The organism is Pseudomonas sp. HMWF032 (genome assembly GCF_003060885.1).
In the GTDB taxonomy this organism is placed as follows: Bacteria; Pseudomonadota; Gammaproteobacteria; order Pseudomonadales; family Pseudomonadaceae; genus Aquipseudomonas.
In genome coordinates, this window is sequence record NZ_QAIG01000005.1 from 187,974 (window position 1) to 206,973 (window position 19,000).

Genomic DNA, 19,000 nt, shown 5'->3' on the forward strand with positions numbered 1-19,000 from the left:
CCCGGCCGTTTTGCATCTGCGTGGCGGGCGTTGAGCCGGTCAGGCTGCTGAGTGAGAAGAATGAACTGGATGACCTATTTCGCCGTCAGTGCGGCGGTGGTGATTGTCGGCTTGGCACTGGGGGTGACGCTGCCGCTGGTGTCGTTTCGCCTTGAGTCCTGGGGCTACGGTTCGTTTGCCATCGGCGTGATGGCGGCCATGCCGGCCATCGGCGTGTTGCTTGGGGCGCGCATCACCGGGCATCTGGCCGGCTGGTTTGGCACGCCGCAGACCTTGCGCCTGTGCTTATTGGCCAGCGCCGCCTCGGTGGCGCTGCTCAGTGTTATGCCCAGCTATCCACTGTGGTTGTTGCTGCGTCTACTGATCGGGATTTCCCTGACCGTGGTGTTTGTGCTCGGCGAAAGCTGGATCAACCAGTTGGTTGAGGACCGTCTGCGCGGCCGTCTGGTGGCCTTGTATGGCACCGGGTTTGCGCTCAGCCAGTTAAGCGGACCGTTGTTGTTGACGGTGTTGGGCACCGACAGCGATCGCGGTTTTTGGTTGTCGGCGGCGTTGCTGGTCGCAGGCAGCGTGTTGCTGCTGGGGCGTGGCGGTGCACCCAAGGTGGATGCGCACAGCGCTTCGGGGCGTGGCATTGTCGAGTTTTGCCGCACGTCACCGGCAATTGCCTGGGCGGTGGTGCTGTTTGCTGCCTTTGAGGCCATGGTGCTGACCTTGCTGCCGGTGTACCTGGTGCGCGAAGGTTTTGTGCAGCAGATGGCGCTGATCATGGTCAGCGTGGTGGTGATCGGTGATGCGGCGCTGCAATTGCCGATCGGCTGGTTGGCCGATCGTGTACCGCGACAGACGTTGTTCCGCTGTTGCGGCGTGGTGCTGTTGCTGTCGAGTCTGAGCATCCCGTCATTGCTGCACACGCCGCTGATCTGGGTCGTGCTGGTGCTGTTTGGTGCCAGCGCGGGCGGCCTCTACACCCTGTCGCTGATTCTGGTCGGGCAGCGCTATCGTGACGATGCGCTGGTGCGCGCCAACTCGCATATCGCCCTGCTCTGGGGGGCGGGTTGTCTGCTCGGGCCGTTGTCGACGGGGGCTGCCAGTCAGTGGGTCAGCGGCCACGCCCTGCCGATGTTGATGGCGGTGGGCGCGGCGCTGTTTGTCTGGCTGGCGTTTCAGCGGGGTGCATTCAGCGAGGTGGCGGCCATCAAGGCGTGACCGTAACCTCTGCGCTGTTGTGTACGAGCTGTTGCTCGGCGAGCAGCGCGGCCACGCATTCGCCCACCTGGCGAATTGACTGTTCAAGCGCTGGAGTGGGTTGGCCGGCGTAGTTGATGCGCAGGCAATTGCGGTATTTGCCGGCGGCGGAAAAGATGCTGCCGGGGGCGATCTGGATTTTATGTGGGAGCAGTGCGCGGTTCAGGCGCTGGCTGTCAAATCCCTGTGGCAGCTCCAGCCACAACATAAAGCCGCCCTGGGGCCGGCTGACCCGCGTGCCGGCGGGGAAGTAGCGGCTGACCCAGTCGATCATGCAGTCGCGGTTGCGCGCGTACTGGCTGCGCATCCGGCGTAGGTGCGGCTCGTAATGCCCGCTGGCGATGTATTCGGCCAGGGCCAGCTGTGGCAGCTGCGCGGCCATGCCGGTGCTCATGTATTTGAGGTGCAGCACCTGTTGCAGGTAGCGGCCCGGGGCAATCCAGCCGGCCCGCAGGCCGGGGGCCAGGGTTTTGGAAAACGAACTGCAGAACAGCACGCGACCGTCCTCGTCGAATGATTTGATGCTGCGTGGGCGTGGGTAGCTGTAGGCCAGCTCGCCGTAAACATCATCCTCGATAATCGCCACGTCATAGCGCTGCGCCAGGGCCAGCAGGGCGCGCTTGTTGGCCTCCGGCATGATGTAACCGAGCGGGTTGTTGCAGTTGGGGGTGAGCTGGATGGCCTTGATCGGCCATTGCTCCAGCGCGAGCTCCAGTGCCTCCAGGCTGATCCCGGTAAGCGGGTCGGTGGGCAGTTCCAGGGCCTTCATGCCGTAGCCCTTGAGTGCCTGCATCACGCCATGAAAGCTCGGTGAGTCCACGGCCACGATGTCGCCCGGCTCGCACACCGCGCGAATGGCCACGGACAAGGCCTCGTGGCAGCCGGTGGTGGTGACGATCTCTTCAATGGCGATCTGGCAGCCGGAGTCGAGCATCAGGCGTGACAGTTGTGCGCGCAGGCCAGGGTCACCATACAGGCTGCCATAGCTCAGCTCCTTGACCTCCTGGCGGCGGCTCATGCGTGACAGGATGCGCAGCAGCGGTTTCAGGGTCGGGCTGCTGATATCCGGCATGCCACGCCCCAGTTGCAGCACATCACCGCCTGGCGGCCGGCTGATCAGTTCGAGCACCTGGTCCCACTGGGAAATATCCACCGGTCGCTGGGCGGCGCGGCTGACCATCGGCAGCGCCGGCTGCTGGCGCGCCTGGGGCACAAAGTAGCCGGACTTGGGCTTGGGCGTGGCCAGGCCCTGATCCTCCAGGTGGCGGTAGGCCTGCTGCACGGTGCTCAGGCTCACACCATGTTCCATGCTGAGGGCGCGCACGGAGGGCAGGCGATCACCGGGGCGATACAGGCCTTGCTCAATACGGGCGCCGAGCAACTCGGCCAGGTTGACGTAAAGCGTCATAACAGTTGCCTCGCAATTTCTCTGTGTGCCGCGCCAAGCCAGTACAGATAGGCGATAAATCCACCATTCAGAGTCTGGTTTCTGAAATCTGTATGGATTTAAAAGTATATTTTTGAATCTGTCATGCTTTTCCCGTGTCACTCATCATGACCTCCCATCAGGCTTACGGGCAGGAGCAGGCGATGAACGGGTTGAGTGATGTCAGGCTGACAATGAAGTCAGGTGAGCTGCAGCAGGAGTCCGCGGGCGGGCATCTGTATGCTCAGGTGGGTGCGGCGAAGCCAGCTGTACGCCGCTGGAGCGCATTCTGGTTGCGCCTGACGACTCGTCGAGCGTTACTGAGGCTGTCGGATGAACAGCTCAAGGATATCGGCCTGAGCCGCGAGCAGGCCCTGCGCGAGGCGCAGCTGCCGTTCTGGAAGCTGTGAGGGGAATGCGCAGCAGGCCGTTGTGGCCTGCTGCGTAGAGCGTCAGACCAGTTCTTTCATCCGGTGCCAGAGCATGCCCAGGGCGAGCAGCGGCGAGCGCAGGTGTTTGCCGCCCGGGAAGGTCATGTGCGGTACCTTGGCGAACAGGTCGAAGCCGCTGCTGGCCTGGCCGGCGATGGCCTCGCCGAGCAGTTTGCCGGCTAAGTGCGTGGCGTTGACGCCGTGACCCGAGTAGGCCTGGGCGTAGTACACGTTGGGCTGTTCCTTGAGGCGGCCGATTTGCGGTAGGCGGTTGGCACCGATGCCGATCATGCCGCCCCACTGGTAGTCGATTTTCACGTCTTTCAGGTGCGGGAAGACTTGCAGCATTTTGGGCCGCATATAGCCGGCGATGTCTGCAGGATCGCGACCGGAATAGTGGCAGGCACCGCCAAACAGCAAGCGCCGGTCGGCAGAAAGGCGGTAGTAATCCAGGGCTACACGCTGGTCACACAGTGCCATGTTCTGTGGAATGATCGCCCGCGCTTCGGCCTCGGACAGCGGTTCGGTGGCGATCACGTAGCTGCCGGCGGGCAGCACCTTGCCGCCCAGGTTGCTGTTCAGGCCATTCAGGTAAGCGTTGCAGCCGAGCACCAGGGTCGTTGCGCGCACCAGGCCCTGGGCGGTGTGCACCTTGACCTCGCTGCCGTAGTCGAGGCGTGTCACTGCCGAGTTTTCGAACAGCTGCACGCCCAGGCTCTGCGCCGCAGCGGCTTCGCCGAGGGCCAGGTTGAGCGGGTGCAGGTGGCCGGAGCCCATGTCGATCATGCCGCCGACGTAGCGGTTAGAGCCGACCACTTCGTGCATCTGCTCCGGTTGCAGCAGGCGCATTTCATGGCGATAGCCCAACTGCTTGAGTTCGGCCATGTCTTCGGCGAAGTCGTCGAGGTGGCTGGGTTTGTTGGCCAGGTCGCAGTAGCCCCAGGTCAGGTCGCAGTCGATGTTGAACTGCTCGATACGCTGGCGGACGATCTCCACCGCTTCCAGGCCCATCAGTTTCAGTTCGCGCACGCCTTGCGCGCCAATCACCGATTCAAATTGCTCCACGCCATGGCCGACGCCACGAATCAGTTGGCCACCGTTGCGCCCGCTGGCGCCCCAGCCGATTTTGTGTGCTTCCAGCAGCACCACCGAAAGGCCTTTCTGCGCCAGCTCAATGGCCGTGTTAAGGCCGGAAAAACCACCGCCAACGATGCACACGTCGGCACGTAACTCGCCGCCCAGGGCGGGGTAGTCGAGTTGGCGATTGGCGCTGGCGGCGTAGTAGGAGCGGGCGTGCTGGCTGCTATGAACCGGCTGGTGAACGCGGGCGTTCATGTGTGGAATCCTGATTATTGTGTTTGGAAAATTTTACGAAGCATAAGCGTGAGATTTGCCAAACGCCAAGAGGCAATCGCGAAATAAGCGGATTTTCGTCGGTTAGCCCCTGCTCCTGCCACGATTCAACCCTGGGCACGGTTACTATGCCGGCCTGTGTTTCAGGATCACGCCCATGAGTTGCACCAGCCGCAAGATCGACCAGCTGCGTTTGCAGATCCCCAGTTTTGCCTGCGTGCCGGGTTGCCATGATTGCTGCGGCCCGGTTACCGCGTCATCCGAGGAAATGGCGCGGCTGCCGGTGAAAAGCGATGCCGAACATGATGCCGCGTTGGCCGAGTACAACTGCGTACACCTCGGCCCGCATGGGTGCACGGCGTATGACCAGCGCCCACTGATCTGCCGGCTGTTTGGCACCACGTCCAGCCTGCCGTGCCCGCGCGGTCAGGGGCCGGAGCAGATGACCGACCCGGCGGTGGAGCAGCGGGTGCATCAGCTGATCGCCACAACCCGCCAGGTGCTGGTGTAGGTTGGGTCGGGCCACGTTGGTCGGGCCACGTTGGTTGAGCGTAGCGAAGCCCAGCAGGGCGGCGTGCGCAGCGCTCCGCCCTGCGATCTTGTTTATACCTCGTTGGGCTTCGTCGCAGGCTCCTCAAGCCAACCTACCCAGCTTCTTGCCGTTAATCGGCAATCGGCAGGCTCAGGCTTTCTTTCACTTCTTCCATGACGATGTAGCTCTTCGACTCACGCACGTGCGGCAGCTTGAGCAGGATGTCGCCGAGCAGCTTGCGGTAGCTGGCCATCTCGTTGATGCGCGCCTTCACCAGGTAGTCGAAGTCGCCTGACACCAAGTGGCATTCGAGCACGTGCGGCAGCTTGAGCACGGCGCGGCGGAACTCCTCGAAGGTGTCGCCGGACTTGTAGTCCAGGCTGATCTCGACAAACACCAACAGGCTGGCCTTGAGTTGCTGCGGGTTGAGCCGGGCGTGGTAGCCCATGATGATGCCTTCGCGCTCCAGGCGGCGTACGCGTTCGGTGCACGGTGTGGTCGACAGGCCGACCCGCTCACCCAGCTCGGTAAAGCTGATGCGCCCGTCTTCCTGCAGGATGCGCAGGATATTGCGGTCGATCTTGTCCAGTTCGCGGCGGCTCTGATGTTGGGTGCGCACGGTGGATACCCCTCTGTAGAAGGCGATTTTGCCCAGAATTGTCGCCAAATATAGCTATTTATATAGTGAAAAGCACTGCTGATCTCTTCCTATACTGCGCTCAATTGTGATCTCAGGAATTATCCGTCGCGCATTGTCGCGGCGAGGAGAGCGGCATGCGGGTTTTAGTTCTCGGTAGCGGTGTGATTGGTACAGCCAGTGCGTATTACCTGGCACGTCAGGGCTTTGAGGTTGTGGTGGTCGATCGTCAAAGCGCCCCGGCCATGGAAACCAGCTTCGCCAATGCCGGCCAGGTGTCCCCTGGCTACGCCTCGCCGTGGGCTGCGCCGGGCGTGCCGCTGAAAGCCATCAAGTGGCTGCTGCAAAAACACGCACCGCTGGCGATCAAGGCCACCGCCGATATCGACCAATACCTGTGGATGGCGCAGATGCTGCGCAACTGCACCGCCAGCCGTTACGCGGTGAACAAGGAGCGCATGGTGCGTTTGTCCGAGTACAGCCGCGACTGCCTCGACGAGCTGCGTGCGGAAACCGGCATCGCCTATGAAGGCCGCAGCCTGGGTACCACCCAGCTGTTCCGCACCCAGGCGCAACTGGATAACGCGGCGAAAGACATCGCCGTGCTGCAGCAATCCGGTGTGCCCTATGAACTGCTCGACCGCGCTGGCATTGCCCGCGTTGAGCCGGCCCTGGCCGCTGTCACCGACAAACTGGCCGGCGCGCTGCGTCTGCCCAACGACCAGACCGGCGATTGCCAGCTGTTCACCACCAAATTGGCCGAGATGGCCAAGGCGCTGGGGGTGGAATTCCGCTTCGGTCAGGACATTCAGCGTATCGACGCCGTGGGCGACCGGGTCAATGGCGTGTGGATCGACGGCAAGCTGGAAACCGCCGACCGCTATGTGCTGGCGCTCGGCAGCTTCAGCCCGCAACTGCTCAAGCCGCTGGGCATCAAGGCACCGGTGTACCCGCTCAAGGGATACTCGCTGACCGTGCCAATCACCAATGTGGCGATGGCGCCGACTTCGACCATCCTCGATGAAACCTACAAGGTGGCGATCACCCGTTTCGACAACCGCATCCGCGTCGGCGGCATGGCCGAGATCGCCGGTTTCGACCTGAGCCTCAACCCGCGCCGTCGCGAGACCCTGGAAATGATCACCGCTGATCTCTACCCGCAGGGCGGCGACCTGAGCCAGGCCGAATTCTGGACCGGCCTGCGCCCGGCCACCCCGGACGGCACGCCGATTGTCGGTGCCACTGGCTTGCGTAATTTGTTCCTTAACACCGGTCACGGCACACTGGGCTGGACCATGGCCTGCGGCTCCGGTCGCCTGCTTGCCGATCTGATGGCGAAAAAGCGCCCGCAGATCAGCGCCGAAGGCCTGGATATTTCCCGTTACAGCCGTTCCCAGGAGAGTCACAAGCATGTCAGTACAGCGCCTGCACACTGAAAGTCGTTACAGCGAAATCGTCATCCATAACGGCACGGTCTACCTGGCCGGCCAGCTGGCGGACGACTACCGCGGCGACATCGTGCAGCAAACCCGTGAAACCCTGGCCAACACCGACCGCATGCTGGCCGAGGCCGGCAGCGACAAGTCGAAGATCCTCTCTGTGACTATCTACTTGAAGGACATGGACCGTGATTACGCCGGTCTCAATCAGGTCTGGGATGCCTGGGTTGCGCCCGGCGCCGCGCCAGCGCGTGCCTGCGTAGAGGCAAAGATGTACAAGCCCGAGGTGCTGGTGGAAATGATGATCGTGGCCGCGCTATAACGCCGCCCGTCCCGTTTGCGATACGTATTTGCCCGGCCATCACACCGGGCTTTTTTATAGCCTGAAAACTGCTGATAGCCGAGAACATCATGCGTCCTGCCCGTGCTCTGATCGACCTGCAAGCCTTGCGTCACAACTACCAACTGGCCCGTGACGTCAGCGGCGCGCGCGCCCTGGCAGTGATCAAGGCGGATGCCTACGGCCATGGCGCGGTGCGTTGTGCGCAGGCGCTGCAGGAGCAGGCCGATGGTTTTGCCGTAGCCTGTATCGAGGAAGCACTGCAGCTGCGCGAGGCCGGTATTCGCGGGCCGATTTTGTTGCTGGAGGGCTTTTTCGAGGCCGACGAATTGCCGCTGATCGAGCAGCACGAACTGTGGTGCGTGGTGCATTCGCTGTGGCAGCTGGAGGCGATTGAGCGCAGCACTGTGCGTGGCCCGCTGACAGTCTGGCTGAAGATGGACAGCGGCATGCATCGCGTGGGGCTCAATCCTGAGGATTATCAGGCGGCCTATCAACGTTTGCTGGCCAGCGGCAAGGTGGCAAAAATTGTGTTGATGAGCCATTTCGCCCGCGCTGACGAGCTGGATTGCTCGCGCAGTGATGAGCAGTTGGCCGTGTTCCAGCAGGCGCACCAGGGTATTGTCGCTGAGGTCAGCCTGCGCAATTCGCCAGCCGTGCTCGGTTGGCCCAACGTTCCGAGTGACTGGGTGCGGCCCGGCATCATGCTCTACGGTGCCACCCCGTTCGAACAGGCGCAGGCTATGGCCGCGCGGTTGCAGCCGGTGATGACTCTGGAGTCGAAGATCATCAGCGTGCGCGAACTGCCGGCCGGTGAACCGGTGGGCTATGGCGCGCGCTTTGTCAGCGAGCGGCCGACCCGCGTCGGTGTGGTCGCCATGGGCTATGCCGATGGCTACCCACGTCATGCGCCGACCGGCACGCCCGTGGCGGTGGACGGCCAACTGACCCGCTTGATCGGTCGCGTGTCGATGGACATGCTCACCGTCGATTTGACTGATCTGCCACAAGCGGGCCTGGGCAGCCGGGTCGAGCTGTGGGGTAAACAGGTGCTGGCCAGCGACGTGGCCACCCAGGCGGGCAGTATTCCCTATCAGCTTTTCTGCAACCTGCGGCGGGCGCCGCTGCTCTACCTCGGGCACTAACAGCCGAGCTGTAGATGAGTTTGAACGCGAGTGTTGTAAATTCCGAACGCTATGCCATGATACGGCGACTTTTCCGTATCACTCCCAAGGGGGACTCCAGCATTGGACGTCGGTGTTCGACTGCAATCCATTCGCAAACTCAAAGGCCTTTCCCAGCGTGAACTCGCCAAGCGGGCGGGCGTCACCAACAGCACCATTTCGATGATCGAGAAGAACAGCGTAAGCCCTTCGATCAGTTCGTTGAAAAAGGTGTTGGCGGGTATCCCCATGTCTCTGGTGGAGTTTTTCTCCCTGGATGTGGAGCAGGACAGTCAGGCTCAGGTGGTCTATCGTGCTGCCGAACTTACCGATATTTGCAGCGGCGCCATCACCATGAAACTGGTGGGCAAGGCGCATCCCAGTCGTGCCATTTCCTTCCTTGATGAAACCTACCCCAGTGGTTCCGACACCGGCGACGAAATGTACGCTCATGAAGGTGAAGAGGCTGGCATGCTGGTCGAGGGCAAGCTGGAGCTGACCGTCGGCGACGAGGTTTTCATCCTCGAGCCAGGTGACAGCTACTATTTCGAGAGCAGCAAGCCGCATCGTTTCCGTAATCCGTTCGAGCAACCGGCCCGGTTGATTAGCGCCACCACACCGGCCAACTTCTAAGTCGCATTGATGAATCCGCCACGGTTCAGGGAAACACGGCCGTTTCCTGGCGGTTGGAAATAACCCTGCGACAATCTGGGTTGTTTCGGCCTGCACCGCTTGCCGTTATACTGTCGCCCGCTCGCGAAACCGTGGCCGCGAGCGTGACTAGCCACGAAGAGGGTGTACCGTGAACCTGATTAAAAAGATCCTGGTAGCACCGGCTACCGTATTGGCCCTGTGGGCAGTGACTGCTCAGGCCACGACCGACGATGCCATTGCCGAGCGACTGAAGCCGGTTGGCCAAGTCTGTGTGATGGGTGAAGAATGCAAGGGCGTGGGTGCTGTTGCCGTGAGTGCGGGCGGTGGTGCGCGTACTGCCGATGACATCATTGCCAAGCACTGCGGTGCTTGTCACACCCCAGGTATCCTGGGTGCGCCGAAAATTGGCGACACGGCTGCATGGAAAGAGCGCGCAGACCACCAGGGCGGCCTTGACGGCATCCTGGCCAAAGCCATTTCCGGTATCAACGCCATGCCGCCGAAAGGCACCTGTGCCGACTGCTCGGATGACGAGCTGCGTGCTGCAATTCAGAAGATGTCCGGCCTGTAACACGCCTGACGCTGCTGTGAAAAAGCCGCCTGAACAGGCGGCTTTTTTGTGGGCGCTAGAAACGGCTCAAGGCAATTCCCGGTGGGCTGCGGCCCTTAATCGATAAAGCTGACCTGGCCATCCTTGAGGGAGTCGATGCGCGCCAGCGACTCGACGCGGTAGCCCTGTGCATCCAGTTCGGCGCGGCCGCGCTGGAAGGACTTTTCGATGACGACGCCGATGCCGGCGATGCTTGCGCCTGCCTGGCCGATCAGGTCGATCAGGGCGCGGGCGGCATGGCCATTGGCCAGGAAATCATCGATCAGCAGCACATGGTCATGGGCACCCAGGTGTTTGGCCGAGATGGCCAGGGTGCTCTCGGTCTGCTTGGTGAAGGAGAACACCTTGGAGATGTACAGGTTGTCTTTGAGTGTTAGCGACTGGTACTTGCGCGCGAAGATCACCGGTACACCCAGTTCAAGTCCGGCCATCACGGCAGGGGCAATGCCCGAGGCTTCGATGGTGACGATCTTGGTGATGCCCTGGCCGGCGAAGCGCTGGGCGAATTCGTGGCCGATTAGCTGCATCAGCGCTGGGTCGATCTGGTGATTGAGAAAGGCATCAACCTTGAGTACCTGCTCCGAGAGCACGGTGCCTTCCTCGCGAATTTTCTGTTTCAGCGCTTCCACGCGGTGTCCCTCGTCGTTCTTTCTGATACCCGGTCTGCGCCGGGATGTAATGGTGCAGCGTAGCGCGGATGCAGGCGGTGACGAAATACGTCTATCTATGCCCGGCTGTGCTGCTGGTTATTTTTTTAGCATTGCACGCATATTGGCCAGCGCCGAATTGCCGGTGGCGGCCTTGACCTCGGGTGCGGCGTCTTCCAGGCCTTCCCAGACCAGGTCTTCGGGTGGCAGTTCATCGAGGAAACGGCTCGGTGAACAGTCGATGATTTCGCCGTACTGCTTGCGCTTGGCGGCGAAGGTCATGGTCAGGTTGCGTTTGGCGCGCGTGATGCCGACGTAGGCCAGGCGCCGCTCTTCCTCGACTGTATCGGCCTCGATGCTGGAGCGGTGCGGAAGAATTTCCTCCTCCACACCGAGGATGTACACCGAGGGATATTCCAGGCCCTTGGAGGCGTGCAGGGTCATCATCTGTACGCCTTCCGCGCCTTCTTCCTCTTCCTGCTGACGTTCGAGCATGTCACGCAACACCAGTTTGCCGATGGCATCCTCGATGGTCATCTCGCCGTCTTCGTCGCGTTCCAGGGTATTTTTCAGGGCCTCGACGAGGAACCAGACGTTGCCCATGCGGGCCTCGGCGACCTTGTCGCTGGAGGCGTTCTGGCGCAGCCAGTTCTCGTAGTCGATGTCCATCACCATGCTGCGAATGGCGGCAATCGGGTCGTTCTGCGCGCACTCCTGGCGCACCCGGTCCATCCAGGTGGTAAAGCGTGCCAGGCGTTCGGTGTAGCGCGCATCCAGCTGTTCGCCCAGGCCGATTTCGCCGGCGGCAGCGTACATGCTGATTTTGCGGCTGGTGGCGTAGTTGCCGAGCTTTTCCAATGTGGTCGAGCCGATCTCGCGGCGCGGTACGTTGATCACGCGCAGAAAGGCGTTGTCATCATCCGGGTTGACCAGCAGGCGGAAGTAACTCATCAAGTCCTTCACCTCCTGGCGGGCGAAGAAGCTGGTGCCGCCCGAGAGGCGATAGGGAATCTGATGGTGCTGCAATTTCAGCTCCATCAGCTTGGCCTGGTAGTTGCCGCGGTAGAGGATGGCGTAATCGCTGTAAGGGCGCTGGGTGCGCAGGTGTTCGGTGAGGATTTCCAGGGCCACCCGTTCACACTCGGCGTCTTCGTTGCGGCAGCGGATCACGCGGATCTCGTCGCCCATGCCCATCTCGCTCCACAGCTGTTTCTCGAAGGCATGCGGGTTGTTGGCAATGAGGATGTTGGCGCACTTGAGGATGCGGCTGGTGGAGCGGTAGTTCTGCTCCAGCATCACCACCTTCAACGAGGGGTAATCCTCTTTCAGCAGCATCAGGTTTTCCGGGCGCGCACCGCGCCAGGCGTAGATCGACTGGTCATCGTCGCCGACCACGGTGAACTGGTTGCGCATGCCCACCAGCAGCTTCACCAGCAGATACTGGCTGGCGTTGGTGTCCTGGTATTCGTCGACCAGCAGGTAACGGATGCGGTTCTGCCATTTTTCCAGGATGTCGGCGTGCTCCTGAAACAGCATCACCGGCAGCAGGATCAGGTCGTTGAAGTCCACGGCGTTGTAGGCACGCAGGGTCCGCTGGTAGTGCAGGTAGACGATGGCGGCGGTTTGCTCCTTGGGATTGCGCGCGCCTGCCAGTGCCTGTTCAGGCAGGATCAGGTCATTTTTCCAGCTGTCGATGTAGTTCTTGATCTCGTCCGCACCGTCATCACCGGCATATTCCTTCTGCATGATGTCGGTCAGCAGTGCCTTGATATCGCCATCATCGAAGATCGAGAACCCCGGTTTGTAGCCCAGGCGCGCGTATTCCTTGCGGATGATGTTCATGCCCAGATTGTGGAAGGTCGACACCGTCAGGCCGCGGGCTTCGGGGCCTTTGAGCAGACTGCCGACACGCTCTTTCATTTCCCGCGCGGCCTTGTTGGTAAAGGTCATGGCAACGATATGGCGGGCCTGGATGCCACAGTTTTGCACCAGGTGGGCGATCTTGCGGGTGATCACGCTGGTCTTGCCGGAGCCTGCGCCGGCGAGCACCAAAAGTGGGCCGCCGACATAGTTCACGGCTTCCTGTTGCCGAGGGTTCAGTCGGGACATGGAGTCAATCGTCAGGGCAAATGGGCGCGCATTTTAACAGGCCTGGCGCTTTCTGCTGTGACCATCTGGAAGTGTGTTGCACTGCACATAATGGCAAACAGCCAGGCTTGGTTAATTTTCCTAATCCAGTACTCTGGTGCCACTTCGGGTCCTTGCCATGCCGCAGGGCGCGCCACTGACACAAGGATGTGCGTGATTAGACGTCGATTACGACGCATCCGAGCGGGTTCAAAGCTCTTTATTTGTGCAGTGGGGGAAGTTGTTTGTCCGCGTTCGTCGAACCATTACGGTTGCTTTTGCTGGCGGAAACGCCGGGCTGGGCGCAGTTGCTGCGCGAGCGCCTGAGCACGCTAGGCAGTGGCTATGCCCTGATCACCGCACCGTCCTGGGAAGCGGCCAGCGCGCTGTTTGATTCCCCCAGCAACGCCTTGCTGCTGACCACGCCGCGTCATCTGCCCGCATCCGGGCGCTGCTCCCTGCCGATTGTCCTGCTGTTGGATGCCGAGCCCGACGTCGAGCCCGAGGGTACCTGCGACTGGCTGGTGCGTCATCAGCTCAGCAGCGAGGTGCTACGCCGCTGCCTGCGCTATGCCCGTGAATACGGCAAACTCAACGACACCTTGCAGCGCCTGGCGGATCAGGATGCCCTGACCGGCATTGCCAATCGGCAAGGATTCCAGACCCTGTTGGCCGCGCGCCTGGCCGAGTATGAAGGCCGTGGCCTGACCCTCGGCCACCTCGATCTGGACAACTTCCGCCACGCCAACGATGCCCTCGGCTACCAAGGTGGCGACAGTCTGATTCTGCAAGTGGTGTCGCGGATCAAGGCGCAGCTGCAGGCAGGCGACCAGGTGGCGCGCCTGGGCAGCGATGAATTTGCCTTGCTGATCGACAGCCGACGTGACCCGCAGCGCGCAGAGCGCTTAGCCGCGCAGATTACCGAAGCCCTTGGCGAGCCCTACTGGATTGACGGCGAAAGTCTGCTGATCGGTTGCAGCCTCGGCCTGGCCCATTCCCGCGCCACAAGCAGCGCCGACCCACTGATGTGGCACGCGCATATCGCCATGCAGCAGGCTAAGAGCCAGCAGGGCTGCTCTTTTCATGTTTATGACGAGCGGATCAACCGTAGCGCGCGCAACCAGGCTGACCTGGAAAGCGAGCTGCGTCGCGCCCTGCGCCGTGACGAGCTGGAGCTGCACTACCAGCCGCGCCTGTGTTTACAAACCGGACGCATCCTCGGCCTGGAAGCGCTGGTGCGCTGGCGCCACAGCGTGCATGGTCTGCTGGCACCCAATGAATTTGTACCGCTGGCTGAGGAAAGCGGACTGATCGTACCGCTCGGTTACTGGGTGATCAGCCGCGCGCTGCGCGATATGCAGTGGCTACGCGGGCGCGGCTTGCCGGCACTGCATATGGCGGTCAACCTGTCGTTTCGCCAGTTTCAGGACAGCCAGCTGCTGCCAACCCTCAGCCGTCTGATTGAAGAGCGCGGCGTCGATGCGCAGTGGCTGGAGTTCGAGCTGACTGAAACCGCCGTGATGCGCCGCAGCGATCAGGTGCAGCAGACCATGCTGGCCCTGGGGCGTCTCGGCGTGCGCTTCTCGTTGGACGATTTCGGCACCGGCTTCTCCTCCTTCGTGCACCTGAACAACCTGCCGATCACCCTGCTGAAGATCGACAAGAGCTTTGTCGGCGGCATGTGTGAGCGTGCGGAGAACCGGCAATTGGTGCGGGCGATGATCAACCTGGCGCACAACCTCAACCTGCAGGTGGTGGGTGAGGGCGTGGAGAATGCCGAACAACTGGCGCTGCTGCGTCAGTACGGTTGTGACCAGGTGCAGGGGTACCTGATCAGCAAGGCCTTGCCGCTCCCGGAACTGGCGCGTTTTCTGGTGTTTGGCATGCGCCAGCCGTTGCTCGGCTTGCATAACGGCTGAGCGACTCGCTGATGGAACAAGGCCCGCTATGTCTGCGGGCCTTGTCGTTTTTTTGGGGGGGGCTTAGTGTGCGGCCTGGGCCTGACGCTGCGCCAACTTCTGCTGGCGGTAGCTGATGGCGGCGGGTGGCACGGCGGTGACCTTGCCGGTTTCCAGCCAGCGTTTGAGGCGGTTGGCGTCGGCCATGTGGGTGTATTTGCCGAAGGCATCCAGCACCACGAAGGCCACCGGGCGGTTATTCATCACGGTGTTCATCACCAGACAGCGGCCGGCTTCACCGGTGTAGCCAGTTTTGCTCAGCTGCACGCTCCAGCCCGGCTTGCGCACCAGGTTGTTGGTGTTGCGAAAGCCCAGGGTGTAGTTGGGTTTGCGGAAGGCCTGGGTTTTTTCCGAGGTGGTGCTGAACTGGCTGATCAGCGGGTACTGGCGTGCGGCCTTGAGCATCAGCACCAGGTCGCGGGCGCTGGACACGTTGTGTTCCGACAGGCCAGTGGGCTCGACAAAGCGCGAATGCTTCATGCCCAGGGCGCTGGCCTTGGCATTCATTGCCGCGACAAAGGCCGTGTGGCCGCCTGGGTAGTGGTGCGCCAGGCTGGATGCCGCGCGGTTTTCCGAAGCCATCAGGGCCAGCAACAGCATATCGTGGCGGCTCAGCTCGCTGCCCACGCGTACGCGGGAGAACACGCCGCGCATTTCCTGGGTGTCGCGAATCATGATCGGCAGCACCTGATCCAGCGGCAGTTTGGCGTCGAGGGTGACCATGGCAGTCATCAGCTTGGTCACCGAAGCAATTGGCACCACGCTGTCGGCGTTACGCTCGTAGAGCACCTGATTGGTCTGCAGGTCGACCAGCAGGGCGCTGCCGGCGGCGAGGTCCTGTTGCTTGGCGGGGGCGGCCTGGGTGTTCGATGCAACTACAAGGCAGCTGCAGATCAGCAGCAGGCTTACTATCGATTGGCGGATTTTCACGGGGCGCTTCACGGACAGGTTGAAGGAGGGCGCCACCCTGGGCGGCGCGCTGCCCAGTATACGGAAATCTACAGCGGCTCTTGCACGAGGCTGACGGAAAACGTCGCGCGACCACGTTATAGTGCGCCAGCCCCGTTGCTGCGAGCGTTGCCATGTCTAATCTGCCTGAAACCCATGCACCTGCTGCGGTCAGCCTACGCGAAGCCTTCTGGTTCTGGCTCAAGCTTGGCCTGATCAGCTTCGGTGGGCCGGCCGGGCAGATCGCGATCATGCATCAGGAGTTGGTGGAGAGGCGCCGCTGGCTGTCCGAGCGGCGTTTTCTGCATGCGCTGAACTACTGCATGCTGCTGCCGGGGCCAGAGGCGCAGCAGCTGGCCACCTATATCGGCTGGCTGTTGCACCGCACCTGGGGCGGGGTGATCGCCGGGGTGCTGTTTGTGCTGCCGTCGCTGTTTATCCTGATCGGCCTGTCCTGGCTGTATATCGCCTTCGGTGATGTGCCGCTGGTGGCGGGGATTTTCTATGGGATCAAGCCGGCGGTGACCGCCATCGTCATGCAGGCGGCCTGGCGCATCGGCTCACGGGCGTTGAAGAACCACTGGCTGTGGGGCATTGCCGGTGCGTCTTTTGTCGCCATCTTTGCCTTCAATCTGCCGTTTCCGTTGATCGTGATTGGTGCAGCGCTACTCGGTTATCTCGGTGGTCGCCTGTTGCCGCAACAGTTCAGCCTGGGGGGCGGTCATGCGGCGCAGGACGCGAACTATGGCCCGGCGCTGATCGATGATGACAGCGCGCCGCTGGCGCATACGCGCTTTCGTGCATCACGCCTGGCGCTGTTGCTGGCGGTGGGGGCGCTGCTTTGGCTGCTGCCGATGGGCTTGCTGACCTGGTTGTTTGGCTGGGACGGCACGCTGACGCAGATGGCCTGGTTTTTTACCAAGGCGGCGCTACTGACCTTTGGCGGCGCCTATGCGGTGCTGCCCTATGTCTACCAGGGCGCCATCGGCCATTACGGCTGGCTGACCCCGACGCAGATGATCGACGGCCTGGCCCTGGGGGAAACCACGCCGGGGCCGCTGATCATGGTGGTGGCGTTCGTGGCGTTTGTCGGGGCCTATCTGCAGCCGGTATTCGGTGGCGAGTCGGGTTTTGTCAGTGGTGCGCTGGCGGCGGCGCTGGTCACCTGGTTCACCTTTCTGCCGTCGTTTCTGTTCATTCTCGCTGGCGGGCCACTGGTGGAGTCGACCCATGGCGAGCTGAAATTCACCGCCCCGCTGACCGCGATTACCGCCGCGGTGGTGGGGGTGATCCTTAATCTGGCGCTGTTCTTTGCCTACCACGTGCTCTGGCCGCAGGGTTTTAGCGGTGCCTTCGATTGGCCGTCGGCGCTATTGGCTGTGGCGGCGGCGCTGGCGCTGCTGCACTTCAAACGCGGGGTGGTGGAGGTGTTGCTGGTGTCGGCGCTGGCCGGGCTGGCGGTGTATCTGTTGCGTTGAAGTCGCGCGCCCGCTGCCGAGGCAACGGGCGCGTTACGTGTTAGAGAAACCAGCGGTACTCCCGGGCACTGACTTCCTGCATAAAAGCCAGATGGTCCTGGCGCTTGTTTTCGCAGTAAACCATCACGAATTCCTCGCCCAGGCCTTGGTTGACCACCGGGTGGTCGCGCATGGCGCTGACTGCGCCGAGCATGTCCTGCGGGAAGTCGATGCCGCTTTGGCGGTTTTCGTTAAGCGGCGCAATCGGCTCTTTACCCGCATCCAGGCCGGACTCCATGCCGGTGAGGATCGCGGCCAGCACCAGATAGGGGTTGGCGTCGGCGCCGGCCAGGCGGTGTTCGATGCGCAGGTTCTTACCGTCTGACTCGGGGATGCGGATGCACGCATCGCGGTCCTCGAAGCCCCAGCTGGCGCGGCTGGCGGCGTTGACCATGGCGCCGTAGCGGCGGAAGGCGTTGTGGTTGGCGGCGAAGATCGGCATGCAGTGCGGCAGCAGTTCCAGGCAGCCGGCCACGGCGTGGCGCAGCGGGCGCTGCTCATCGGCGGCCAGCAGGTTGTGGCCGGCGGCGTCATACAGGCTGACATGCACATGCATGCCGCTGCCCGGCGCGTGCAGGTAGGGCTTGCTCATAAAGCTGGCGCGCTGGCCATGTTTGAGCGCCACGCCGCGGGTGCTGCGGCAGAACAGGGCGGCCCAGTCGGAGGCGCGCAGGCCGTCGTCGCAATGGCCGAAGTTGATCTCGAACTGGCCAGGGCCAAGCTCGGCAGTGATCACGTTGGCGTCGATGCCCTGTTCATTGGCGGCGTCGACGATGGCGTGCAGCACATCGCTAAAGCGCGACAGGCGTTCGATGTGCATGTTCGGCTGATCGTCGGCATCGCCGCACAGCGGGTCGCGTGGGAACTGCGGCAGGCCGTCCTGCAGCATGCGATCAAACAGGTAGAACTCCAGTTCAAAGGCCACCACCGGACGGATACCCCGTGCTTCCAGGCGCTTGAGCACGCGGGCGAGGACTTCACGCGGCTCGAACTCGATCGGTGCTTGCGTGCCGTCGGAGCTGATCAGCATCTGCCCCAGCGGCTGGCTTTCCCAGCGCACCGGCTTGAGCGTGCCAGGGATCAGCCGGCGCGGTGCATCCGGGTCGCCGTCGTTGAAGCAGTAATCGCCAATCGGGTGCAGGCCGCCCTGCACACCCAGCAGCACGCAGTTCTGCGGGATTTTCAGCGGGCTGCCGGCGGCGACCTTCTCCAGCATGTCGATGGGGTAGCGCTTGCCGTAGAAATGCCCGGGGATGTCCAGGCTGATCAGGTCGACATAGCGCACTTCGGGGTGGGCGCTGCGGAAGGCGCGGACTTCGCTGAGCAGGTCGGGGAATGCTGTTGTTATTGTCATGGCGGCTATCTGCGTGGGTCAGGTGAAGACCCAGAGCACTCGTGTGGGGGAATCGGAAAGGTTGGCGTAGCGAAACTGCGCATGCGGCGGCAGCTGGAAGCTGTCATTCGGGCCGAGGGTGACCGGCTCGGCGGCGTCGCCGTACCAGATCGTCAGCTCGCCTTCGAGGACGAAGCCGCCTTGTTCGGAGCTGTCGTTCAAATGCCCGTCGCCGCTGGTGGCGCCCGGGTCCAAACGGCTTTCGAGCATGGAGAAGCCGCCCGACATGGTGGGCGAGGCCAGCACGTCGGTGATGCCGCCGGCGTAATACAGCGTGCGGCGCTCGCCCGGTCGGGTGACCCAGGGCACGTCGCGCGGCTTGCTCAGGCTGTAGAAATAGGTGGTCGGTACGCCAAGGCTTTCGCTGATCGCGGTGAGGTCGGCCACGGTCGGGCGCGACAGGCCGCGCTCAACCTGGGAGAGAAAGCCCACCGAACGGTCGATGCGCGCGGCCAGTTCACCGAGGGTGAGGTTCTTGTGCTTGCGCAGGTCGCGGATCAGGATCGCCAGACCTTCGACTTCTTCCTGCATGTCCATACTCATGTCCTTTGTATAAATCTGTTTTCAAGCGTCGCGA

At 62.3% G+C, this 19,000-nt stretch carries 18 protein-coding genes; 10 read left to right on the forward strand and 8 right to left on the reverse strand.

Annotated features, from left to right (window positions below):
• Positions 1–60: 60 nt before the first annotated feature.
• Positions 61–1,209 carry an MFS transporter gene (locus DBR00_RS03735; protein ID WP_108486632.1) on the forward strand — a complete coding sequence of 383 codons (1,149 nt, stop codon included), beginning with the start codon at positions 61–63 and terminating at the stop codon, positions 1,207–1,209.
• Here DBR00_RS03735 and DBR00_RS03740 read toward each other — a convergent pair.
• Positions 1,199–2,656: a PLP-dependent aminotransferase family protein gene (locus DBR00_RS03740; protein ID WP_108486631.1), complete on the reverse strand. Its 1,458-nt coding sequence runs from the start codon at positions 2,654–2,656 to the stop codon at positions 1,199–1,201. The genes DBR00_RS03735 and DBR00_RS03740 overlap by 11 nt on opposite strands.
• A gap of 182 nt (positions 2,657–2,838) precedes the next feature.
• Between DBR00_RS03740 and DBR00_RS03745 the strand changes: the two genes are divergently transcribed.
• Positions 2,839–3,084 carry a DUF1127 domain-containing protein gene (locus DBR00_RS03745; RefSeq protein WP_108486630.1) on the forward strand — a complete coding sequence of 82 codons (246 nt, stop codon included), beginning with the start codon at positions 2,839–2,841 and terminating at the stop codon, positions 3,082–3,084.
• A 42-nt stretch (positions 3,085–3,126) separates the two neighbouring features.
• Here the strand turns inward: DBR00_RS03745 and DBR00_RS03750 are convergent, their stop codons facing one another.
• On the reverse strand, positions 3,127–4,440 hold the full coding sequence (locus DBR00_RS03750; protein WP_108486629.1) for an FAD-binding oxidoreductase: 1,314 nt from the start codon (positions 4,438–4,440) through the stop codon (positions 3,127–3,129).
• A gap of 175 nt (positions 4,441–4,615) precedes the next feature.
• On the opposite strand from DBR00_RS03750, the gene DBR00_RS03755 reads away from it, so the two are divergent.
• Entirely contained in the window at positions 4,616–4,969 is a 354-nt protein-coding gene (locus DBR00_RS03755) for a YkgJ family cysteine cluster protein (RefSeq protein WP_108486628.1), read from the forward strand.
• Positions 4,970–5,120: 151 nt separating this feature from the next.
• On the opposite strand, the gene dadR is transcribed toward DBR00_RS03755, so the two are convergent.
• Positions 5,121–5,609 (reverse strand): transcriptional regulator DadR, encoded by a 489-nt coding sequence (gene dadR / locus DBR00_RS03760; RefSeq protein WP_090250512.1) that lies wholly within the window; start codon positions 5,607–5,609, stop codon positions 5,121–5,123.
• Between the two features lie 155 nt (positions 5,610–5,764).
• Between dadR and dadA the strand changes: the two genes are divergently transcribed.
• From dadA to DBR00_RS03785, 5 genes are all read left to right on the forward strand, one after another.
• The gene (dadA, locus tag DBR00_RS03765; RefSeq protein ID WP_108486627.1) at positions 5,765–7,063 is read left to right on the forward strand and encodes a D-amino acid dehydrogenase; all 1,299 of its coding nucleotides are present in this window, start codon (positions 5,765–5,767) and stop codon (positions 7,061–7,063) included.
• The gene (locus DBR00_RS03770) at positions 7,038–7,388 is read left to right on the forward strand and encodes a RidA family protein (protein ID WP_108486626.1); all 351 of its coding nucleotides are present in this window, start codon (positions 7,038–7,040) and stop codon (positions 7,386–7,388) included. The genes dadA and DBR00_RS03770 overlap by 26 nt, the downstream gene beginning before the upstream one ends.
• Positions 7,389–7,477: 89 nt before the next feature.
• Positions 7,478–8,551, forward strand: coding sequence for an alanine racemase (gene alr / locus DBR00_RS03775; protein WP_108486625.1), 1,074 nt, complete (start codon positions 7,478–7,480; stop codon positions 8,549–8,551).
• A gap of 102 nt (positions 8,552–8,653) precedes the next feature.
• Complete coding sequence (locus DBR00_RS03780; protein WP_108486624.1) at positions 8,654–9,202, forward strand: cupin domain-containing protein; 549 nt, start codon at positions 8,654–8,656, stop codon at positions 9,200–9,202.
• Between the two features lie 169 nt (positions 9,203–9,371).
• Positions 9,372–9,794, forward strand: coding sequence for a cytochrome c5 family protein (locus DBR00_RS03785; RefSeq protein ID WP_108486623.1), 423 nt, complete (start codon positions 9,372–9,374; stop codon positions 9,792–9,794).
• Positions 9,795–9,889: 95 nt separating this feature from the next.
• On the opposite strand, the gene DBR00_RS03790 is transcribed toward DBR00_RS03785, so the two are convergent.
• Complete coding sequence (locus tag DBR00_RS03790) at positions 9,890–10,462, reverse strand: xanthine phosphoribosyltransferase (RefSeq protein WP_108486622.1); 573 nt, start codon at positions 10,460–10,462, stop codon at positions 9,890–9,892.
• A 117-nt stretch (positions 10,463–10,579) separates the two neighbouring features.
• Positions 10,580–12,589 carry a DNA helicase Rep gene (rep, locus tag DBR00_RS03795; protein ID WP_108486621.1) on the reverse strand — a complete coding sequence of 670 codons (2,010 nt, stop codon included), beginning with the start codon at positions 12,587–12,589 and terminating at the stop codon, positions 10,580–10,582.
• A gap of 263 nt (positions 12,590–12,852) precedes the next feature.
• Here rep and DBR00_RS03800 point away from each other — a divergent pair, with 263 nt between their 5' ends.
• Positions 12,853–14,526 carry a bifunctional diguanylate cyclase/phosphodiesterase gene (locus tag DBR00_RS03800; RefSeq protein WP_108486620.1) on the forward strand — a complete coding sequence of 558 codons (1,674 nt, stop codon included), beginning with the start codon at positions 12,853–12,855 and terminating at the stop codon, positions 14,524–14,526.
• 63 nt (positions 14,527–14,589) lie between these two features.
• Here the strand turns inward: DBR00_RS03800 and pbpG are convergent, their stop codons facing one another.
• On the reverse strand, positions 14,590–15,495 hold the full coding sequence (pbpG, locus tag DBR00_RS03805; protein WP_108486619.1) for a D-alanyl-D-alanine endopeptidase: 906 nt from the start codon (positions 15,493–15,495) through the stop codon (positions 14,590–14,592).
• A 152-nt stretch (positions 15,496–15,647) separates the two neighbouring features.
• On the opposite strand from pbpG, the gene chrA reads away from it, so the two are divergent.
• Positions 15,648–16,991: a chromate efflux transporter gene (gene chrA, locus DBR00_RS03810; protein WP_108486618.1), complete on the forward strand. Its 1,344-nt coding sequence runs from the start codon at positions 15,648–15,650 to the stop codon at positions 16,989–16,991.
• A 40-nt stretch (positions 16,992–17,031) separates the two neighbouring features.
• On the opposite strand, the gene DBR00_RS03815 is transcribed toward chrA, so the two are convergent.
• Both DBR00_RS03815 and DBR00_RS03820 read right to left on the reverse strand, forming a co-directional pair.
• On the reverse strand, positions 17,032–18,378 hold the full coding sequence (locus DBR00_RS03815; RefSeq protein ID WP_218276608.1) for a glutamine synthetase family protein: 1,347 nt from the start codon (positions 18,376–18,378) through the stop codon (positions 17,032–17,034).
• Positions 18,379–18,402: 24 nt separating this feature from the next.
• Complete coding sequence (locus tag DBR00_RS03820; RefSeq protein ID WP_108486616.1) at positions 18,403–18,960, reverse strand: helix-turn-helix domain-containing protein; 558 nt, start codon at positions 18,958–18,960, stop codon at positions 18,403–18,405.
• Between the last annotated feature and the right edge of the window lie 40 nt (positions 18,961–19,000).

Bases quoted from the DNA above. Each gene is read 5' to 3' on its own strand.
- DBR00_RS03735 (WP_108486632.1), top strand. From the start codon at position 61: ATGAACTGGATGACCTATTTCGCCGTCAGTGCGGCGGTGGTGATTGTC.
- DBR00_RS03740 (WP_108486631.1), bottom strand. From the start codon at position 2,656: ATGACGCTTTACGTCAACCTGGCCGAGTTGCTCGGCGCCCGTATTGAG.
- DBR00_RS03745 (WP_108486630.1), top strand. From the start codon at position 2,839: ATGAACGGGTTGAGTGATGTCAGGCTGACAATGAAGTCAGGTGAGCTG.
- DBR00_RS03750 (WP_108486629.1), bottom strand. From the start codon at position 4,440: ATGAACGCCCGCGTTCACCAGCCGGTTCATAGCAGCCAGCACGCCCGC.
- DBR00_RS03755 (WP_108486628.1), top strand. From the start codon at position 4,616: ATGAGTTGCACCAGCCGCAAGATCGACCAGCTGCGTTTGCAGATCCCC.
- dadA (WP_108486627.1), top strand. From the start codon at position 5,765: ATGCGGGTTTTAGTTCTCGGTAGCGGTGTGATTGGTACAGCCAGTGCG.
- DBR00_RS03770 (WP_108486626.1), top strand. From the start codon at position 7,038: ATGTCAGTACAGCGCCTGCACACTGAAAGTCGTTACAGCGAAATCGTC.
- alr (WP_108486625.1), top strand. From the start codon at position 7,478: ATGCGTCCTGCCCGTGCTCTGATCGACCTGCAAGCCTTGCGTCACAAC.
- rep (WP_108486621.1), bottom strand. From the start codon at position 12,589: ATGTCCCGACTGAACCCTCGGCAACAGGAAGCCGTGAACTATGTCGGC.
- chrA (WP_108486618.1), top strand. From the start codon at position 15,648: ATGTCTAATCTGCCTGAAACCCATGCACCTGCTGCGGTCAGCCTACGC.
- DBR00_RS03820 (WP_108486616.1), bottom strand. From the start codon at position 18,960: ATGGACATGCAGGAAGAAGTCGAAGGTCTGGCGATCCTGATCCGCGAC.